This window comes from Maribacter taeanensis (assembly GCF_047345145.1).
In the GTDB taxonomy this organism is placed as follows: Bacteria; Bacteroidota; Bacteroidia; order Flavobacteriales; family Flavobacteriaceae; genus Maribacter_C.
Genome location: NZ_JBLFER010000004.1, coordinates 231,565 through 247,807, shown reverse-complemented (window position 1 = coordinate 247,807; position 16,243 = coordinate 231,565). Strand labels below are relative to the sequence as shown.

15 protein-coding genes are annotated in these 16,243 nt (G+C 37.2%); 6 read left to right on the top strand and 9 right to left on the bottom strand.

What is annotated here, in order from left to right:
* Positions 1-3 precede the first annotated feature (3 nt).
* Positions 4-1,056, top strand: a complete 1,053-nt coding sequence (locus ACKWCD_RS14455) for a TolB family protein (RefSeq protein ID WP_413984671.1) — start codon at positions 4-6, stop codon at positions 1,054-1,056.
* 76 nt (positions 1,057-1,132) lie between these two features.
* Here ACKWCD_RS14455 and ACKWCD_RS14450 read toward each other — a convergent pair whose 3' ends face one another.
* A complete protein-coding gene (locus tag ACKWCD_RS14450; protein WP_413984670.1) occupies positions 1,133-1,630 on the bottom strand; it encodes a hypothetical protein in 498 nt (165 codons plus the stop codon).
* A gap of 244 nt (positions 1,631-1,874) precedes the next feature.
* Here ACKWCD_RS14450 and idi point away from each other — a divergent pair, with 244 nt between their 5' ends.
* The 4 genes from idi to ACKWCD_RS14430 all read left to right on the top strand — a co-directional run bounded on the left by idi (position 1,875) and on the right by ACKWCD_RS14430 (position 4,229).
* Positions 1,875-2,402 (top strand): isopentenyl-diphosphate Delta-isomerase, encoded by a 528-nt coding sequence (gene idi, locus ACKWCD_RS14445; RefSeq protein ID WP_413984669.1) that lies wholly within the window; start codon positions 1,875-1,877, stop codon positions 2,400-2,402.
* A gap of 1 nt (position 2,403) precedes the next feature.
* The gene (locus tag ACKWCD_RS14440) at positions 2,404-2,811 is read left to right on the top strand and encodes a 6-pyruvoyl trahydropterin synthase family protein (RefSeq protein ID WP_413984668.1); all 408 of its coding nucleotides are present in this window, start codon (positions 2,404-2,406) and stop codon (positions 2,809-2,811) included.
* 115 nt (positions 2,812-2,926) lie between these two features.
* Positions 2,927-3,889: a type I phosphomannose isomerase catalytic subunit gene (locus ACKWCD_RS14435; protein WP_413984667.1), complete on the top strand. Its 963-nt coding sequence runs from the start codon at positions 2,927-2,929 to the stop codon at positions 3,887-3,889.
* A 70-nt stretch (positions 3,890-3,959) separates the two neighbouring features.
* Positions 3,960-4,229, top strand: coding sequence for a hypothetical protein (locus ACKWCD_RS14430; protein WP_413984666.1), 270 nt, complete (start codon positions 3,960-3,962; stop codon positions 4,227-4,229).
* Between the two features lie 51 nt (positions 4,230-4,280).
* On the opposite strand, the gene ACKWCD_RS14425 is transcribed toward ACKWCD_RS14430, so the two are convergent.
* The 8 genes from ACKWCD_RS14425 to ACKWCD_RS14390 all read right to left on the bottom strand — a co-directional run bounded on the left by ACKWCD_RS14425 (position 4,281) and on the right by ACKWCD_RS14390 (position 15,190).
* Positions 4,281-4,985: a DUF4369 domain-containing protein gene (locus ACKWCD_RS14425; protein ID WP_413984665.1), complete on the bottom strand. Its 705-nt coding sequence runs from the start codon at positions 4,983-4,985 to the stop codon at positions 4,281-4,283.
* Positions 4,986-5,055: 70 nt separating this feature from the next.
* Positions 5,056-6,333 carry a DUF819 family protein gene (locus ACKWCD_RS14420; protein WP_413984664.1) on the bottom strand — a complete coding sequence of 426 codons (1,278 nt, stop codon included), beginning with the start codon at positions 6,331-6,333 and terminating at the stop codon, positions 5,056-5,058.
* 37 nt (positions 6,334-6,370) lie between these two features.
* The gene (locus tag ACKWCD_RS14415; protein ID WP_413984663.1) at positions 6,371-7,168 is read right to left on the bottom strand and encodes an HAD family hydrolase; all 798 of its coding nucleotides are present in this window, start codon (positions 7,166-7,168) and stop codon (positions 6,371-6,373) included.
* Between the two features lie 70 nt (positions 7,169-7,238).
* Positions 7,239-9,440 (bottom strand): DUF5916 domain-containing protein, encoded by a 2,202-nt coding sequence (locus ACKWCD_RS14410; protein ID WP_413984662.1) that lies wholly within the window; start codon positions 9,438-9,440, stop codon positions 7,239-7,241.
* A gap of 108 nt (positions 9,441-9,548) precedes the next feature.
* Complete coding sequence (locus ACKWCD_RS14405; RefSeq protein ID WP_413984661.1) at positions 9,549-11,747, bottom strand: DUF5916 domain-containing protein; 2,199 nt, start codon at positions 11,745-11,747, stop codon at positions 9,549-9,551.
* A gap of 73 nt (positions 11,748-11,820) precedes the next feature.
* Positions 11,821-11,982 carry a type II toxin-antitoxin system antitoxin gene (locus ACKWCD_RS14400; RefSeq protein ID WP_413984660.1) on the bottom strand — a complete coding sequence of 54 codons (162 nt, stop codon included), beginning with the start codon at positions 11,980-11,982 and terminating at the stop codon, positions 11,821-11,823.
* A 22-nt stretch (positions 11,983-12,004) separates the two neighbouring features.
* Positions 12,005-12,865 (bottom strand): SPFH domain-containing protein, encoded by an 861-nt coding sequence (locus tag ACKWCD_RS14395; protein ID WP_413984659.1) that lies wholly within the window; start codon positions 12,863-12,865, stop codon positions 12,005-12,007.
* 81 nt (positions 12,866-12,946) lie between these two features.
* The gene (locus ACKWCD_RS14390) at positions 12,947-15,190 is read right to left on the bottom strand and encodes a transglycosylase domain-containing protein (protein ID WP_413984658.1); all 2,244 of its coding nucleotides are present in this window, start codon (positions 15,188-15,190) and stop codon (positions 12,947-12,949) included.
* 105 nt (positions 15,191-15,295) lie between these two features.
* Here ACKWCD_RS14390 and ACKWCD_RS14385 point away from each other — a divergent pair, with 105 nt between their 5' ends.
* Positions 15,296-16,072 (top strand): S1/P1 nuclease, encoded by a 777-nt coding sequence (locus ACKWCD_RS14385; protein ID WP_413984657.1) that lies wholly within the window; start codon positions 15,296-15,298, stop codon positions 16,070-16,072.
* Positions 16,073-16,243: the final 171 nt, after the last annotated feature.

The following is a 16,243-nucleotide window of genomic DNA, read 5'->3' as shown; positions in this document are numbered from 1 at the left end:
CTTATGAAGAAGCAGAACAAAGTAAAATCAGCACAACAAAATTTCCTATTTCAGGCAGTGTGTATGCTTGCCTTGGTTCTTTTAGTTTTGTTTTTTAATTCATGTGAAAAGGATAAAGTTTCAGAAAATCCAATTAGTGAAAACCCACTACCTGAAGAGCAGGTTGCTTCAGGCCTACTTTTTTCTTCGGATAAAAACGGTCATAACGAGCTGTACAGGCTTCAAAATGATGAAGAAACTTTACTTTTAAGCGATTCCAATTATGATTATTGGTGGCCTAAAGTTTCACCAGATAAATCAAAGATTTTGGTGTATCGTTCGGCTGCGAACCCTGCCAAGAACCATGATAATTATCAGGAAGCTGAATTGCTATTAGTTGATATAGAAGGAAAAAATGAGCAAGTAATTATAGAGAAAGGAAAGCATGGTTGGACGGGTCAAGGGGTTTCTCGATGGAATAAAGACGGTACCAAAATCCTAATGATAAGTGAACAAATTGTCCCAACAGGTAAGCAGTGGCGAATGGTAACTACCGATGCGCAAGGAAACAACCCAAAGAACTTATCAGATTGGTGGATTATTGACCCGAACTTTTCAATTGATAATTCGCAAGTAGTTTTCATGGCTTTTCCTGATAACGCATTGTCCTTCGATCTAGCTGAATTAGAATTGCATAGGGCTAATTATGATGAGACAAGTGGAAGTATTTCTGACATAATCAGGCTAACAACTAACTTTACGCGAGACCACGACCCGGCTTTTTCCCCTAACGGAAAACAAATTGTTTTTTCTGCGGGTAATGTAGCTTACACGAACGTAGATATTGCGCTTTACGATACCGAAAGTAATGAGGAAAGCAAATTAGTTGATGATTCGGGTTCTAATGGAGGCAGTATGTGTTGGTCTTTGGATGGCAAAGAAGTCTATTTTCATAGTCTCAATCTCACGCAACATCCGTTTCAAATTAAAAAAGTAAATATAAATTCAGATGAGGTTACTACCCTTTTAGCTTCAACTCCTCAGAATTTTGGGTATTATCATCCAGAAGCCTATTAAAATATAATAGACGCTTAACCGCGGTATGTTATGGCACAAAAAAACCCAATGTTCGCATTGGGTTTTTTATTATAAATTATTGTTTGAGAGGACCTTCATAAGTTCCCAAAACTTTACTATTTGCTAAAATTTTTAGGGAAGCCCATTTTTCACTTTTTGGTTTTTCGAGTAAAAATAAATATTCTTTTTCCTCGCGTTCAAAAACCAAGGTAACCTGAATATTTTCTGTGTCGTCTATTTCATAGTTGTAGCTAGAAACTTTGGCGTCGTAGGCCGGTATTCTGTTGAGTTTATCTACGTTTTTAGCATTTGGGATAAGAACATTGAACAAAGTCATTTGCATATTTGAAAATGTAAACATTCCGCCATCATCTCCTGATTTTACTGATGATACTATCTTATAAGGAAAAAATCCCCAGGTAGAATCCTTGACCGATTTAATTAGTCTTTGATGCTGTTCATCTTGTTTGGCAGCTTTCCGTAGTGCACGTAATTCTTTTTTAGATTGCTTTTCTTGACCGGTAACAACAAAAGAGGTGAAAAACAATAGCAGAACAACTGAAAATTTATTCATAAAATTGATTTTAAATAAATATAAAGAATTTATGAATCCCATTTCCAATATAAACAGCAGTCATTTTTTTAATCAAGAAATATATGTTCTAAAACCAAAATTGATAGGCGTCATCTGAAGGGTATCGCATCAAGTGATAAAATCATCATAATATTTTATTCCTTCATCCATTTTAACTACACTAAAGGTGTTATTTTTGTTAAAAATGCTTTGCTATGGGCATTTGTCAAAAAAAGAAAACAATTTGAAAGAAGAGAATGTAATTTTAGTAAATGAAAATGATGAGCAAATTGGGTTGATGCCTAAAATGGAAGCCCATGAAAAGGCGGTTTTGCATAGGGCATTTTCAGTTTTTGTAATTAATGATAAAGGGGAAACTATGTTGCAACAACGAGCAGCACACAAATATCATTCCCCTTTACTTTGGACAAACACTTGCTGCAGTCATCAGCGTGATGGTGAGTCAAATATTAGTGCTGGCAAACGCAGATTGGAAGAAGAAATGGGCTTTGTCACCGAACTTTCAGAACTATGTTCTTTCATTTACAAGGCACCTTTCGATAACGGACTCACAGAACACGAATTGGACCATGTTATGATTGGCGATTATAATGACGCCCCCAGAATTAACACTGATGAAGTTGCCGATTGGAAATGGATGAAACCAATAGACATTAAAGATGACATTGCGAAGAACCCTGAGAAGTACACAGCTTGGTTTAAGATAATTTTCGAGAAGTTTTACGAACACTTGACAAAAAACATTTCCTGAAATGAAAGTAAAAGTAAGTAGAAGAGCACATTTCAATGCCGCGCATCGGTTATACCGACCTGATTGGAGTTTTGAAAAGAATGATGAAATTTTCGGAAAATGTAACAATCCGAATTTTCACGGACATAATTACGAATTGATTGTTAGTGTATACGGTGAGATAGATCAGGAGACAGGTTTTGTAATTGATGTGAAGATTCTCAAAGACCTGATAAAATCAGAAATTGAAAACGCCTTTGATCATAAGAATTTAAATGTTGAGGTTCCTGAATTTAAAGACTTGAATCCTACTGCGGAGAACATCGCTGTTGTTATTTGGAACAAACTCCGTCCACATATTGATTCAGGGAAAAACCTTGAGGTTACTCTGTATGAAACTCCTCGTAATTTTGTAACCTTTTCAGGTTAGAAGCTGGTTGGTTGAGTATAACAGTAGTAATTAGTAAGAAGTTGTAGTAAGTTTTCAGAAACCGTATTTTTCGGGTTTTGAATATCTGGAATCTGACACCAAACACCTAAGATTTATGTATCCACTTAAATTTCATCCGATTTTAAAAGAACGTCTTTGGGGAGGAACCAAATTAAAAGATGTTTTGGGCAAACCCATTGATAATGATATTACTGGTGAAAGCTGGGAGCTGTCAACTGTAAAAGGCGATATTTCGGTTGTTGCTAATGGAGATTTATCGGGCACTTCTCTACAAGAGCTTATAAATGATAACCCTGAAGTGGTTTTAGGTAAAAGTGTCGTTCAACGTTTTGGAACTGATTTTCCTATTCTTATCAAATTCATAGATGCTAAGAAAGACCTTTCAATACAATTGCATCCTAATGATGAATTGGCGAAAGAGCGTCATGATTCCTTCGGAAAAACAGAAATGTGGTACATCATGGATGCAGATGATGATGCCAACTTGATTGTAGGTTTTAATAAAGATGTTACCAAAGAGGAATATGCGCAAAGTCTTGAAAATGATTCGTTGTTAGATTTATTAAACTACGAATCTGTTAAGGAGGGAGATACTTTTTTCATAAATACTGGAAAGATTCATGCGATTGGAGCGGGGGTTTTGCTAGCGGAAATACAACAGACCTCTGATGTAACCTATCGGGTTTTTGATTTCAACCGAAAAGACAAAAATGGAAATTTGAGAGAGTTACATACAGATCAGGCATTAGATGCTATTGATTATGAAAAGAAAGATGACTTTAAGGTCTCGTATGAACAAGAATTAGATACGGTGAATACCATGGTGGATTGCCCTTATTTTAAAACCAATTTTATAGAACTTTCCGAAGAGCTTGAGCAGAATGTAATAGAAAGAGATTCCTTTACTATCTATGTGTGTGTTGGTGGCTCTGTTGAAGTTTATAATGATTTAGGCTCCGCAACCATTCAAAAAGGGGAAACCGTTCTTGTGCCGGCAAGTTCAAGTAGAATTCATCTTAAAACTATTGCCGCAAAACTGCTTGAAATCACAATCTAAATCATACTTTTTTTAATTCCCTTGAAGAAGAGAATCCAAATAACCCTATTTTTGTAAAAAAATACTACAAATGGCGAATATTAGAGATTTAAAGAAAGATATCAATTATGTATTGGGTGATATTATCGAAGCAGTATATATTGTTGATGCGGCCAATAATAAACCAGATTCAAAAGATGGCGCTAAGATTATCGATAGTGCTATTGAGACCTTTGACGATTTGATTGCTAAGGTGAATCAAAGAAGTGTTGAGAATAGACCAGCTCATTTGAAAAGTGTTCGCGAAGAACTTGAGAAAAAAGGTGCTGCATTAATTGAAAAATTGAATAAGTTGAGTTAGGTCTCAAAACCGATAGATAAAAAAATCCGCCTTGAGCGGTTTTTTTTATGTCTAGTTTTTTATGCTGGCAATGTGTTCTTGTAAAGCACGACCATACTTCGAAGCTGCAACCTCGGGGGTAAGTGAATTGTTTATAGAATCTAAATACTTCACATTGGCATTAGCGATTTCGCTAACAGCAATGTAAGGAGCCACATAAGAGTCTTTGTTATTAATGGCAAAATTTATAGCGAAGAGATAACCACGTTTCAAGTTTTTATCACTTTGACGTTGTAACGAATCGAGTTGTAACGAATCTAGAGGAGCCTCAGTTTGTATACTTTGCTGTAAAATTTCGAGATTGCGCTTATTCACATTCGACATTTGTCGACGATACTCTTTTAACTTTTTATCAGATTCTGAACCTGATATTTTAGCATTCGTATCAAAGGTATTCCAAGAAGTATTAATAGTGATGTTGCCTGGTTCGCCAAAGAAAGTAATGCGATCATTTAAATCATTGTTATCTTTCTTGTTTAAATAGAGATAAAATATTTCAGGACTTTCCAGTTCTGTTTGAAAGCTAAAACTACCATCTCCATTAACCTGTAATGAGTCCACAACAATTAAAGCTGAATCAGGTATATGTTGTAGATATAAGGTACCTTTTTTAAGGCCCTTGACCGTACCAGAAACAGTCATTGTATTTTCGGTAATTCCATCGCCACAAGCAGAAATGAATATCAGTAATGCGAAAGCATAAAGCGCCTTTTTCATATTCTCAATTTAGTGGGGCAAATATCAGTAAATTTTTTGAATAGACTAAAAAAGTTTTCCGCCTTAGTCTTTATAATTTTGAGGCGACTTCCATCAATATAGCACAAAGATAGGCACCTCCGGTACCTACCACATATCCGAAAACAGCTAACAAAATTCCTACGGAAGTTAATGAGGGGTGAAACTCTGCGGCAACTACAGGAGCTGAAGCAGCACCACCAACATTGGCTTGACTTCCCACTGCTAAAAAGAAAAATGGAGCCTTAATTAATTTGGCAACTAGTATTAGTAGTCCTGCATGAACGGAAATCCAAATAAGTCCTATTAAAATGAGTCCGGGATTTTCAAGTACTTTGCTTAAATCCATTTGCATACCTATAGTGGCTACAAGAATGTAAATAAACATTCCTCCGATTTTACTAGCACCTGCGCCTTCGTAGTTCTTTGCTTTTGTAAATGATAAGGCTATTCCTATTACAGTCGCGCAAACTACCATCCATAAAAATGTTGAACCTAAAGAAGATAGTATTTTGGTTTTATCGCTAATGACTTCGAAGGTGTTCTTTAGGAATTCAGCGAAATTATTCCCAAATAAATGAGAAACACCAACGGCGGTAAATGCGAGAGCTAGCATTATAATATAATCATGTAAGCTTGCAATCCGTGCGATTTTTGCGGTGTGAGCAGTAACCTTTTCTTTTAGAATTTCAATAGATGAAGTATCTGCTTTTAACCATTTGTCAATTCGTTTCGTTTTACCAACACCGAGGAGCAATATGGCCATCCAAATATTAGCAACTACAATATCGACGAGTACCATACCTCCAAATTTATCGGGATTGTATTCAAAAATCTCAAACATGGCTGCTTGATTAGCACCACCGCCAATCCAACTACCTGCTATAGTGGAAAGTCCGCGCCAAACGGCATCTGGGCCAACACCACCAACAGTTTCAGGAGAAAAAATGGAAACAATCAAAATTGCCAAGGGACCACCGATTATGATACCTGCGGTTCCGGTAAAAAACATGATAAGCGCTTTTGAACCCAAATTGGCAATAGCTTTTAGGTCAATGCTTAGGGTCATTAAAACCAAAGCCGCCGGCAATAAATAGCGACTTGCTACATAATACAGATTGCTAGTTTCGTCGGAAATAACGCCTAAACTGGTCAAGATTCCGGGTAGCAAATAGCACATCAATACCGTTGGAACGATTCCGTAGAACTTTTTCCAAAAACCCGTTTTTATAGAGGAAGTATAGAAAACAAAGCCGAGACATAAAGCTAGAAGTCCGAAGACTATAGTATCATCAGCAATTAATGGTTGGGGTACGCTCGTTTCGGTCATTTAGAAGTAGATTATTACTTCTTCCAAATATAAACATTTATAAGTGTTGCTTGATAAAGTGGGCAACACCATGCTCTGTGTTTTTTAAAGTGGTATAGTTGGCAATAGCTTTGACTTCTTCTCGCGCGTTTGCAACTGCGACGCCACATCCTGAATGTTTTAGCATCTCGATATCATTATAGTTATCTCCGAAAGAAATCACATCAGCTAAGCTTTCATCTGAAGAAAGTAACGTTTGAATCGCTGATAATTTTGAAACAGATTTTGGAGCTATCTCTATTAAGGTGTCATTGGAGCGATAGCTATGTATTTGATTTCTCAATTGACTGGCGAGAATTGGAAATAGAGCATCAGCAGAAGCTCTGGTACACATTAGCATAACTTTATGCGCACTTACATTACTTGCTTTCCAAACTTCTAATGTCTCTGCTGTTTTTTTTAATTGAGGTACTGTTTTGGTGTAGTTGATTTCTTTTTCTACACGCTCTGAAGTTTCTTCAACATACCATTCGCCACCGTGGTATAATCCTAACTTGATATCATGTATTTCTGCAAGACGATACACTTCTTCGAGTACCTTGAGGTCAATCACCTCTGAAAAGGTTTCTTTTTCACCATCTAATATTAATGCGCCATTGTAACAAATCATAGGTTGACGGCTAATACCCAAACGTTCTTGTAAATAGGTCATAGACTGGGGCATACGAGCTGAAACTAGGATTACACGAGTGGTTTCTCGAATGCGTTCTATTTGCGAAATTGTGAATTCTGAAACATCACTTTTTGTTGAAAGCAGCGTGCCGTCTAAATCGGAGCAGAGTATTTTATAATTCATCAAAAAATGGGAAGCCTTTTCAATTAAAAACGCAAAGCTAGGAAAAGAATTATTGAATGCTATCTCAACCCTAAATATTCAACCAATACGTAAGTTTTAAATTGATAGACCGATTTTTGGGTTCAAAACTGTTTACAAAGTAGTTGTCATTATACACCAAGAATAAATCGGAAAGTGGTGCAAAACGCCATTGAAGTCTAGAGTTGATTCCGAGATTATCCCGCTGATTGCTGTATTGTATTAAAGTTGACCAAAATACCGATTTACTAAAAGTGACATCAATTTTTGGACTAACTAGCCAAATGTCTGCACTAGGGTACGGGTCTGGTAGGGTTATTTTATCATAATTAAATAGTAATGAAATAAAGACTTTTGGTTGAAAGCGAAGTGTCATACCTCCTTCAAGGGAAAATCTTTTTCCATTAAAAAATCGACCTACTTCTGCACCTAAACCATAGCCAAAAATTTTTCTTTGGTCAGACTGATACCCTGCTTCAACAGTGTTATAATGATAACCTTGATTTCCTGGAAGAGGAATGCCTCCGTCAGTACCTGTAGGATCAAATTCATCGAACAAAAAAGTAAATCGGTTGGTGGCGCTTACGCCAAACTCGCTAGTGTCATTGAATTTGGCTTCCCAAGAACCTCGATAAGTGAAATCAGTATTTTTAAAATCATCCTCTAAGCTCCAAATAAATAAAGGGAAAAATTGAAAAGAATGGGTTTGTATTTTCCCCTTCGTTGGCCAAAAAGCACGTTCTACGTTGACAAAACTTTTTGCAATACCCGTTCTACGTACAAAACCTAAGTCTGATGAAAAATCTTCATCAATAAAAATACCTTTTCCAGAAAAGTTCCAGTTTCTTGAATTGTAGGAAAGACGCGCTCCACCCGATAGATTTCCTTGGTTATCGTCGGGCTGAAATGATTTGTGCATATAGAAGTTACCCGTCCAGGTATTATCCTCTGAGGCCAAGTTGTAGTCTAAGCCAAGCAACCTATTGTATTCATCTTCCCTCTCTACAAAATCATAGTCTTTAAATGATTGTTTATTGATAAAGAACATACCAATATTTGACCTTGAAAACACTTTTTGTTGCAAGGCAATCATGGTATTGTTATTTGAAGCAATTTCGTTTTCTAGGTCTTCATCAGTTTGAATATTCAAAAGACCCACACGTAGATTATTCGATAGTTTACCACTCAAACGTACACCACCGATTATTCTATTTTCTATAGAATTTCCGGCAGTATCTCGTGCAATTCCAATACGTCTAGAGAAGAAAGGATTTGCATCGCGCGAATCACCAAAGCTTGAAAAAAGATCACTATTGTCAATAAAGAATTGGCGTTTTTCAGGAAGCCCAACTTCGAAACGTGTCAAATTTGTAACGATGTCATCAACTTCTACATTTGAAAAATCAGGATTGAACGTAAGGTCTAAATTCAGACCTGTACCGATAGCAATTTTGGCATCTCCACCAAACTTGATATTATTTAAGCCCTCATCAGTTTCAAAATCTTTTTGTGAGAGAGCATTTACGTAAGGAATAAGGGCTAGTGGAGTTTTCGACTTGCCCAATGGTTTTTCGAAAATCATATCGCCCATGAATGCTGTTCCAAAAACCAGTTGATTTTGAGGTATCTGAATCCATGTACTGGTTTCATTTGATTGAGTGTCAAATCGGTAACTGTTAAAGCGCCATTTTTTGGTACCTTCCTTAAACTTAAAAGAGCTTAAGGGGATTATCATTTCCGCCGTGTAATAGTCATCATAAATTTTAGCATCGCCCCTCCATTTTACATCCCACGAAGTGGTGAAACCACTTCGTTGTGTTCCGCCACCTGATATTAGTGCTTCTCTACGAACACCATATGGGTTTGTTCCGAACAAAAAGGCATTCTGTCCGTCACTAAAAGTGTCAAACATAAGAGAGATATTATCGCTGCCACCAGCCCTAAAGTCACGTTTGAGTGATTGTATGGCATAGTCCCTTCCAGCAGAATTAATAGTAATACCAACATATAAATTTTTGTCGTCGTAAAACATTTTTATATCTGACTGCTGGCGCGCCTGAATAGAATCTAGCGGAAAGTACTCCCAAAATTCATTGGCGCTCTCTGCTTTTTCCCAAATAGCCTCGTCAAGAATACCATCCGGAATGATATTAGAATCTGTGATATATTTTACGGTGAAGCTTTTAGAAGCACTTTGTCCAAAAGAAACAAAAGCAAAAAATAGAAAGGGGAGAACTAGTAAAGTTCTTGTCATTGAGTTTTGAATTAGCTGGTGCTACAAATTTACTTCATTTGAACGTTAAGAAAACCCTAAACTTTAAGGCTTAATCTGTTAATATATACGAGTTCAATGCAAATTTGACTAGATATTCAACCAATAGGTTAACTTCAAATTGATTGAGCGGTAGCGCGGAGAAAACTGATTTACAAAGTAGTTATCATTATATACAATGAACAAATCAGAAAGGGGAGCAAAACGCCATTGTAAACGTGAATTTATACCTAGGTTATCACGTTGGTTGCTGTATTGCAAGATGGTGGTCCAAAATACGGATTTGCTAAAAGTGAATTCAAAACGTGGACTTACCAACCATAAACCTGCCGATGGGTAGGGATCAGGCAAAGAAATTTTATCATAATTCAGGGCAAGGCTAATCAATGCTTTCGGTTGAAGCCTTAGGTTGATTTCAGAACCAAAAGAGAAGCTATTTCCATTAAAGAACCTTCCAAGAGACGCATCTGTTTGGAAGAAAAATACATTACCACGATTTGACTGATAGGATAAAGAGAATTGGTTAAAATGATATTCTTGATTTGCGGGTAATTTAATACCATCTTCAGAACGTGTAGGGTCAAAAGGGTCTGTCAAATACACAAAAGAATTGCTGAAACCAAGTTGACCTTGTGATTGGTCTGTAAAATTGAAACCCATACTTGTACGAATATCACGGTCAGTATTCTTAAAATCTAACCCAGGTCGCCAAGTCAATATAGGAAACAGTTGGAAGCTGTAATTGTTCAAAAGTTTACTCTTCGGCCAAAAAACCACTTCCGCCGAAGTTGCTGTCTTAAATATATCTGTTCGCGGCACAAAACCTAAATCAGAGCGAAACTCTTCGTCGATATAAGCAATATCTTGAAAGAAATTGAAATGGCGAGAATTCCGGCCAAGGAAGGCCCCAGAAGAGAAATTTCCTTTATTGTCATCAGGTTGAAAAGATTTGTGCAAGTAAAACTTTCCGAACCAAGAGTTGTCTTTACTAGCTAGGTTATAATCCATTCCTACTAAGCGATTGTATTCATCATCTCTTTCAATAAAATCATAGTCTTTGAAAGACTGTTTGTTGATGAAAAACATACTTACATTAGAGCGTGCGAAGACCTTTTTCTGAAGTGCAAACATCATGTTGTTGTTCGAAGCAATTTCATTATCAACATCCTCATCGGTTTGAATGTTTAGAAAGCCAAGCCTCCAATCTTCATTCAGTTTTCCACTTAAACGGACGCCACCGATAATACGATTTTCGATTGAGTTTCCTATGCTATCACTGGCAATTCCGATACGTCTTGAGAAAAATGGATTGGCATCACGGCTTCCGCCAAAACTTCCGAAAAGGTCACTATTATCTACAAAAAACTGTCGTCTTTCGGGTAGTCCGATTTCGAAGCGCGTGAGGTTGGTAATGATAGCATCTACCTCTACATTCGAAAAATCAGGATTAAAAGTAAGATCTAGATTCATTCCATTTCCAATGGAGATTTTAGCATCGCCCCCAGCTTTTAGCTTAGTATTTCCAACTTCGGTTTCAAAGTTTTTTTCAGAAATGGTATTGATGTATGGAATTAGAGCTAAGGGAGTTCGTGATTTTCCAAGTGGTTTCTCAAAATACATATCGCCCATAAAAGCCAAACTAATGACCAATTGATTTTGGGGTACTTTGTACCAGACACTTCGTTCGTTGCTTTGCATGTCAAAGCGGTAGCATTGAAAGCGCCATTTGGTTTCTCCTTCTTTAAATTTAAAGGAGGTTAAGGGGATAGCAAGTTCTGCCGTGTAATAGTTTTTATAGCGTTTTGATTCGCCTTTCCACTTGACGTCCCACGCCGTATTGAAACCTCTCAAGTCGAGGCCACCCCCAGATATTAATACTTCACGCTGAACGCCGTAGGGGTTTATTCCGAACATGAAAGCATTCGTGCCATCATTAAAAGTATCGAATACCAAGTTGACATTATCGTTACCACTTGCTCTAAAATCTCTTCGTAAGGAAGGTATGACCCAATCATCACCTACCGAATGTACGGTGATGCCGATATAAAGCGTGGTATTGTCATAGACCATTTTAATATCGGTCTTATTCTTTGCCAAAATACTGTCAGAGGGAAAATACTGTTGAAAATCATTCGGACCATCAGCATCTTTCCAAACGGCTTCATCAAGAACACCATCAAGTTTTATAACATCAGATACTAAGCCAACAGTGAATGACTTTTCAGTTTCTTGTGCGAGTAAAGCGACTGTAAAAAGAAGGGCGGCGAGGGTACAGCGTACTTTCGACATTTAGTTTTTGAATTAGCAGTGCAAATTTAAATGTTTAAAACGTTAAGAAAATGCCAAAGTTAGATGAAACCAACTATTCTTTTTTCTTTGGCTCTCGTTTGTGTTCTTTTAGCGATTTCATTAACATCCATTCAATTTGACCATTGGTGCTGCGAAATTCATCCGCAGCCCATTTCTCAACAGCCTTCAGCATTTCTTCATTCAAACGTAGTGCAAACGCTTTCTTTTTTGCCATTTACTTATCTCTAAAATAAAGATTAGTGATTTAATGTGCCAGTATTTACAATTGGTGAGACATCTTTGTCAGAGCAAAGTACGACCATTAAATTGCTAACCATTGCCGCTTTTCTCTCCTCGTCTAACTCTATTATGTCTTTTTTGCCTAGTTTTTCTAGAGCCATTTCTACCATACTTACCGCACCTTCAACAATTTTATGACGGGCAGCGACAATCGCTGTTGCTTGTTGACGCTTTAACATGGCGTTCGCTATTTCTTGTGCATAAGCCAAATAGCCGATTCTTGCTTCCAGAACTTCGATACCGGCCATTGATAGGCGTTCTTGTAATTCTTTTTCAAGTGCTTCGCTGACTTCATTTACACTTGAACGTAGCGTGATATCTTCATCCAAACCTTCATCCGCAAAGTTGTCATATGGATACATACTAGCTAATTTTCTTACCGCTGCATCCGTCTGAACTCTCACAAAGTTTTGGTAATCATCAACGTCAAAAGCAGCTTTATAAGTGTCAGTCACTCTCCAAACTAAGATGGTACTGATCATTACCGGGTTGCCCAGTTTGTCATTTACCTTAAGTCTTTCACTATCGAAGTTACTCGCTCTCAAAGATATAGTTCTCCTCAAATATAGAGGATTGACCCAAAAGAGTCCATTCTTCTTAACAGTGCCAACATATTTTCCAAAAAGTAACAAGACCTTTGAACTATTTGGATTTACCAAAATCAAACCACGAATCATGAAAACAGCTATCGGAATAAGCAATAACCAAACAAAGATGTCGGTTCGTATAAACATGATAAAACTTCCTGCAAGAATGAGAAGAATTATAAATAAGAAGAGATAACCATTTAAAGCCGATACATTTTTTTCGTTCTTCATGATAAAATAATTTAATTGATATTAAAATGATATCATAAAGATATAATAATAAATTATATTTCCTAGCTTATAATCAAGTATTTACTTATTTCTAAACCGTTTAGACTTTTTCTTCTTCGGATTCGTAAACAAGCGTTTAAAAAAACCATCTCTTTTTATAGGTTCACAGTTCAATTGGTCTAGCACAAAAGGATTCGGCTTTTCAAATCGCGCTTTTGTAATATGGTTGAATTCTTTCTGCTTGTTCAGTTGTTGATACCAACTTGCAAATATCGGCAGTGCTGCATTTGCGCCCTGACCGAGGCTTGTGCTTTTGAATCCGATTTCGTGATTGTCTAAACCTACCCAGGTGATGTGAACGAGTTTTGGAGTAAGCGCTACAAACCAAGCGTCTTTGTTGTTCTGTGTAGTTCCTGTTTTTCCAGCGATATCGTTATTCAATTTGTAGGTGGAACGGATGCGTTTTGCCGTTCCGCTGTTAATAGTGGATTTCATCATTTCGAGCATAATTTGCTCTGTTTGCTTTGAAAATGCTCTATTTTTTGCTCTTTTGGGTTCGTTTTGGGCTAAAATGGAATCTTTTTGGTCTGTAATTGTTTCAATAAGATAGGGGAGTACCGCTCTTCCATTATTAACATAGCTGGCGTACACTCCTGCCAACTCGTTGAGGTAAATTTGACCAGTTCCTAAGGCAACTGAAGGTTGATTCGGAAGTTTTGAAAATACCCCCATCTTTTTTGCCTGGGCCAATACATTTTCAATTCCTGTAGCTTCTAAGACCTTTACGGCAACTGTATTTACAGAATTGCTAAGTGCTTGTTCCATAGAATAATTCAAATAAGCTTCGTCTTTCTTACTAGAATTGCTGGGTGACCAACCTTTTAGATTTTCATATTCCACCTCGCGCGCCGAAAAATAAGCGCATGGGGGAATTCCAGTTTCTAAAGCAGCGGTATAAACAATGGGTTTAAAAGTAGACCCTACTTGTCTTTGGGCTTGTGCTACATGGTCAAATTTGAAACGTTTGAAATCGATACCGCCAATCCAAGTATGCACCGCACCCGTTTTCGGATTCATACCCAACGAACCCGTGTTCAAGAATTTCATATAGTGCTGCACACTATCAATAGTACTTGCATTTACCGTCTTATCACCTGACCAATCGGTCAATACCATACTCCGTTTTTGGCTTAGGGAATCCCAAATTTCAGAAGTTGATAATTCGTTTTTGAGTAGTTTCTTATAATGAGGTGTTGCCTTTACCGCTTTTTCAACGAGTTCTTTGTTTCGTATCCATGGGGCTTTTTTTCCGTAGCTGTCTTCAAAGCTTTTTTGGAGTTTGCTCATATGCTTTTTCATGGCTTCTTCGGCCATCACCTGCATTTTATAATTTAGGGTGGTGTAAATTTTGAGTCCTGAAGTGTAAATGTTGTATTCGTTTCCTTTTTCGTTTTCTGATTTAGCCCATTTGATGAGCTTCTTGCGGACTTCTTCTCTGAAATAGGGCGCTACTCCATCGGTATAATCGTATTTTCTATAATTTAATTTTAATGGGATGGTGGTTAAACTATCTTTTTTGGCTTCCGAGAGAAAATCATTTTTCACCATGCTTTGCAAAACCAAGTTCCTTCTGGCTCTACTCTTTTCAGGATACACTCTAGGATTGTATCCGTGGGTTGCTTTCAACATTCCCACCAGAACAGAAGCCTCTTCAATGGTGAGTTGTTTGGTTTTCTTGTTGAAAAATTTAAGAGATGCACTTTCTATTCCGAAGGTATTATCTCCGAAGGATACTGTATTCAGATAATGTGTCAAGATTTCATCCTTAGAAAAAATATCCTCTAAACGGGAAGCAATTATCATTTCCTTCACCTTATTGACTGTGATGTTAGTTTTTTTTCTTTCCCTTCGGGGATATAAGTTTTTAGCCAACTGCTGCGTAAGTGTACTTCCGCCACCCGAGGATTGGTCTTGCATTAAAATGGTTTTGAAACCAACTCGTACAACACTAGGGTAGTCTATTCCTGAATGTTCATAGTACCGTTCGTCTTCAATCGCAATTAAGCCTTCTATGAGATGTTTTGGAAATTCTGTATAAGCAATAGGCTGCCTATCGTACAGGTAGTACTTGCCAATAAGCACGCTGTCCGCGGTATATACTTCAGAAGCTTGTTGGTATTGGAAATTAGCTAGTTCGGTTTTATTTGGAAGCTTTCCCCATGCACCAAAATAAACACTTAGAACGAAAAGAAGCACTCCGACGGAAAAGGCTACAATTGCAACTAGTGCGTATTTTAGATATTTCGATTTTATCTTTTTAAGCATGAAAACTCTATTTGGCGGTGCAATATCCAACTTTAAATATAAAATAAGATACGAGTTAACAGTAGATTAAAGTTCATTAGCTACATTTGAAAAAAATCACATTCCATGAAAAGCAGTTTTGTTTTAGTTCTTTTTCTATCACTACAATTTACATTCGCTAATGATATGGTTTGGTCAAAGACTGGCCACAGAACTACAGGGGAGGTCGCACAGCAGCACTTATCGAGAAAAGCGCGGAAAGCAATTGATAAACTGTTAGATGGACAAAGCTTGGCTTTGGTTTCAACATTTGGAGATGATATCAAGGCTGACCGTAAGTATAAGAAATTTAGTGCTTGGCATTATGTCAACTATGCAGCGGATAAAAAATATGGTGATGAAACCCCTAGTGAGTTTGGTGATTTAATCACGGGAATTGAAAAGTGTATCGAAATTATAAAGGACGAAAATAGCTCTCAAGAGGATAAGGCATTCTACTTAAAACTTCTAGTGCACTTAGTTGGAGATTTACATCAACCGATGCACGTTGGTCGATTGGAAGACAAAGGCGGAAATGATATTCAAGTACAATGGTTCAACAAAGGTAGTAACCTGCATCGGGTTTGGGACTCTAATATGATTGATGATTACGGTATGAGTTATACCGAACTTGCTGAGTCACTACCTCGGCTTTCAAAGGCACAAAAGAAATTTATTCAACAAGGCACAATTTACGATTGGGTGGAAGAGTCGCAAGATATAGCGAATAAATTATATGATTCCGTTGAAGTAGGCGAGAAGCTATTTTATCGCTATAGATATGTTTGGTGGGGTACTGTTGAGAAACAATTGCAAAAAGGGGGATTGCGCCTTGCGAAAATCTTAAATGAAATCTACGAATAACACTTTATCTAATAAATAACAATTTCAACGAGCGCCTATACCTTGGCACAACATTTGAAGTTATATTAGAGAAGTTAGGCGCGAGGAAATTAGCATATTCACCCAAATGTTAAAGATAGTTACTAGCTCTAGAAAAGGGTATTAAAAAAGCTGTTCTGTTAAGAACAGCTT

Bases quoted from the DNA above. Each gene is read 5' to 3' on its own strand.
- ACKWCD_RS14440 (WP_413984668.1), top strand. From the start codon at position 2,404: ATGAAAGTAAAAGTAAGTAGAAGAGCACATTTCAATGCCGCGCATCGG.
- ACKWCD_RS14420 (WP_413984664.1), bottom strand. From the start codon at position 6,333: ATGACCGAAACGAGCGTACCCCAACCATTAATTGCTGATGATACTATA.
- ACKWCD_RS14435 (WP_413984667.1), top strand. From the start codon at position 2,927: ATGTATCCACTTAAATTTCATCCGATTTTAAAAGAACGTCTTTGGGGA.
- ACKWCD_RS14395 (WP_413984659.1), bottom strand. From the start codon at position 12,865: ATGAAGAACGAAAAAAATGTATCGGCTTTAAATGGTTATCTCTTCTTA.
- ACKWCD_RS14385 (WP_413984657.1), top strand. From the start codon at position 15,296: ATGAAAAGCAGTTTTGTTTTAGTTCTTTTTCTATCACTACAATTTACA.
- ACKWCD_RS14430 (WP_413984666.1), top strand. From the start codon at position 3,960: ATGGCGAATATTAGAGATTTAAAGAAAGATATCAATTATGTATTGGGT.
- ACKWCD_RS14455 (WP_413984671.1), top strand. From the start codon at position 4: ATGAAGAAGCAGAACAAAGTAAAATCAGCACAACAAAATTTCCTATTT.
- ACKWCD_RS14415 (WP_413984663.1), bottom strand. From the start codon at position 7,168: ATGAATTATAAAATACTCTGCTCCGATTTAGACGGCACGCTGCTTTCA.
- ACKWCD_RS14425 (WP_413984665.1), bottom strand. From the start codon at position 4,985: ATGAAAAAGGCGCTTTATGCTTTCGCATTACTGATATTCATTTCTGCT.
- ACKWCD_RS14450 (WP_413984670.1), bottom strand. From the start codon at position 1,630: ATGAATAAATTTTCAGTTGTTCTGCTATTGTTTTTCACCTCTTTTGTT.
- ACKWCD_RS14400 (WP_413984660.1), bottom strand. From the start codon at position 11,982: ATGGCAAAAAAGAAAGCGTTTGCACTACGTTTGAATGAAGAAATGCTG.
- ACKWCD_RS14405 (WP_413984661.1), bottom strand. From the start codon at position 11,747: ATGTCGAAAGTACGCTGTACCCTCGCCGCCCTTCTTTTTACAGTCGCT.
- ACKWCD_RS14410 (WP_413984662.1), bottom strand. From the start codon at position 9,440: ATGACAAGAACTTTACTAGTTCTCCCCTTTCTATTTTTTGCTTTTGTT.
- ACKWCD_RS14390 (WP_413984658.1), bottom strand. From the start codon at position 15,190: ATGCTTAAAAAGATAAAATCGAAATATCTAAAATACGCACTAGTTGCA.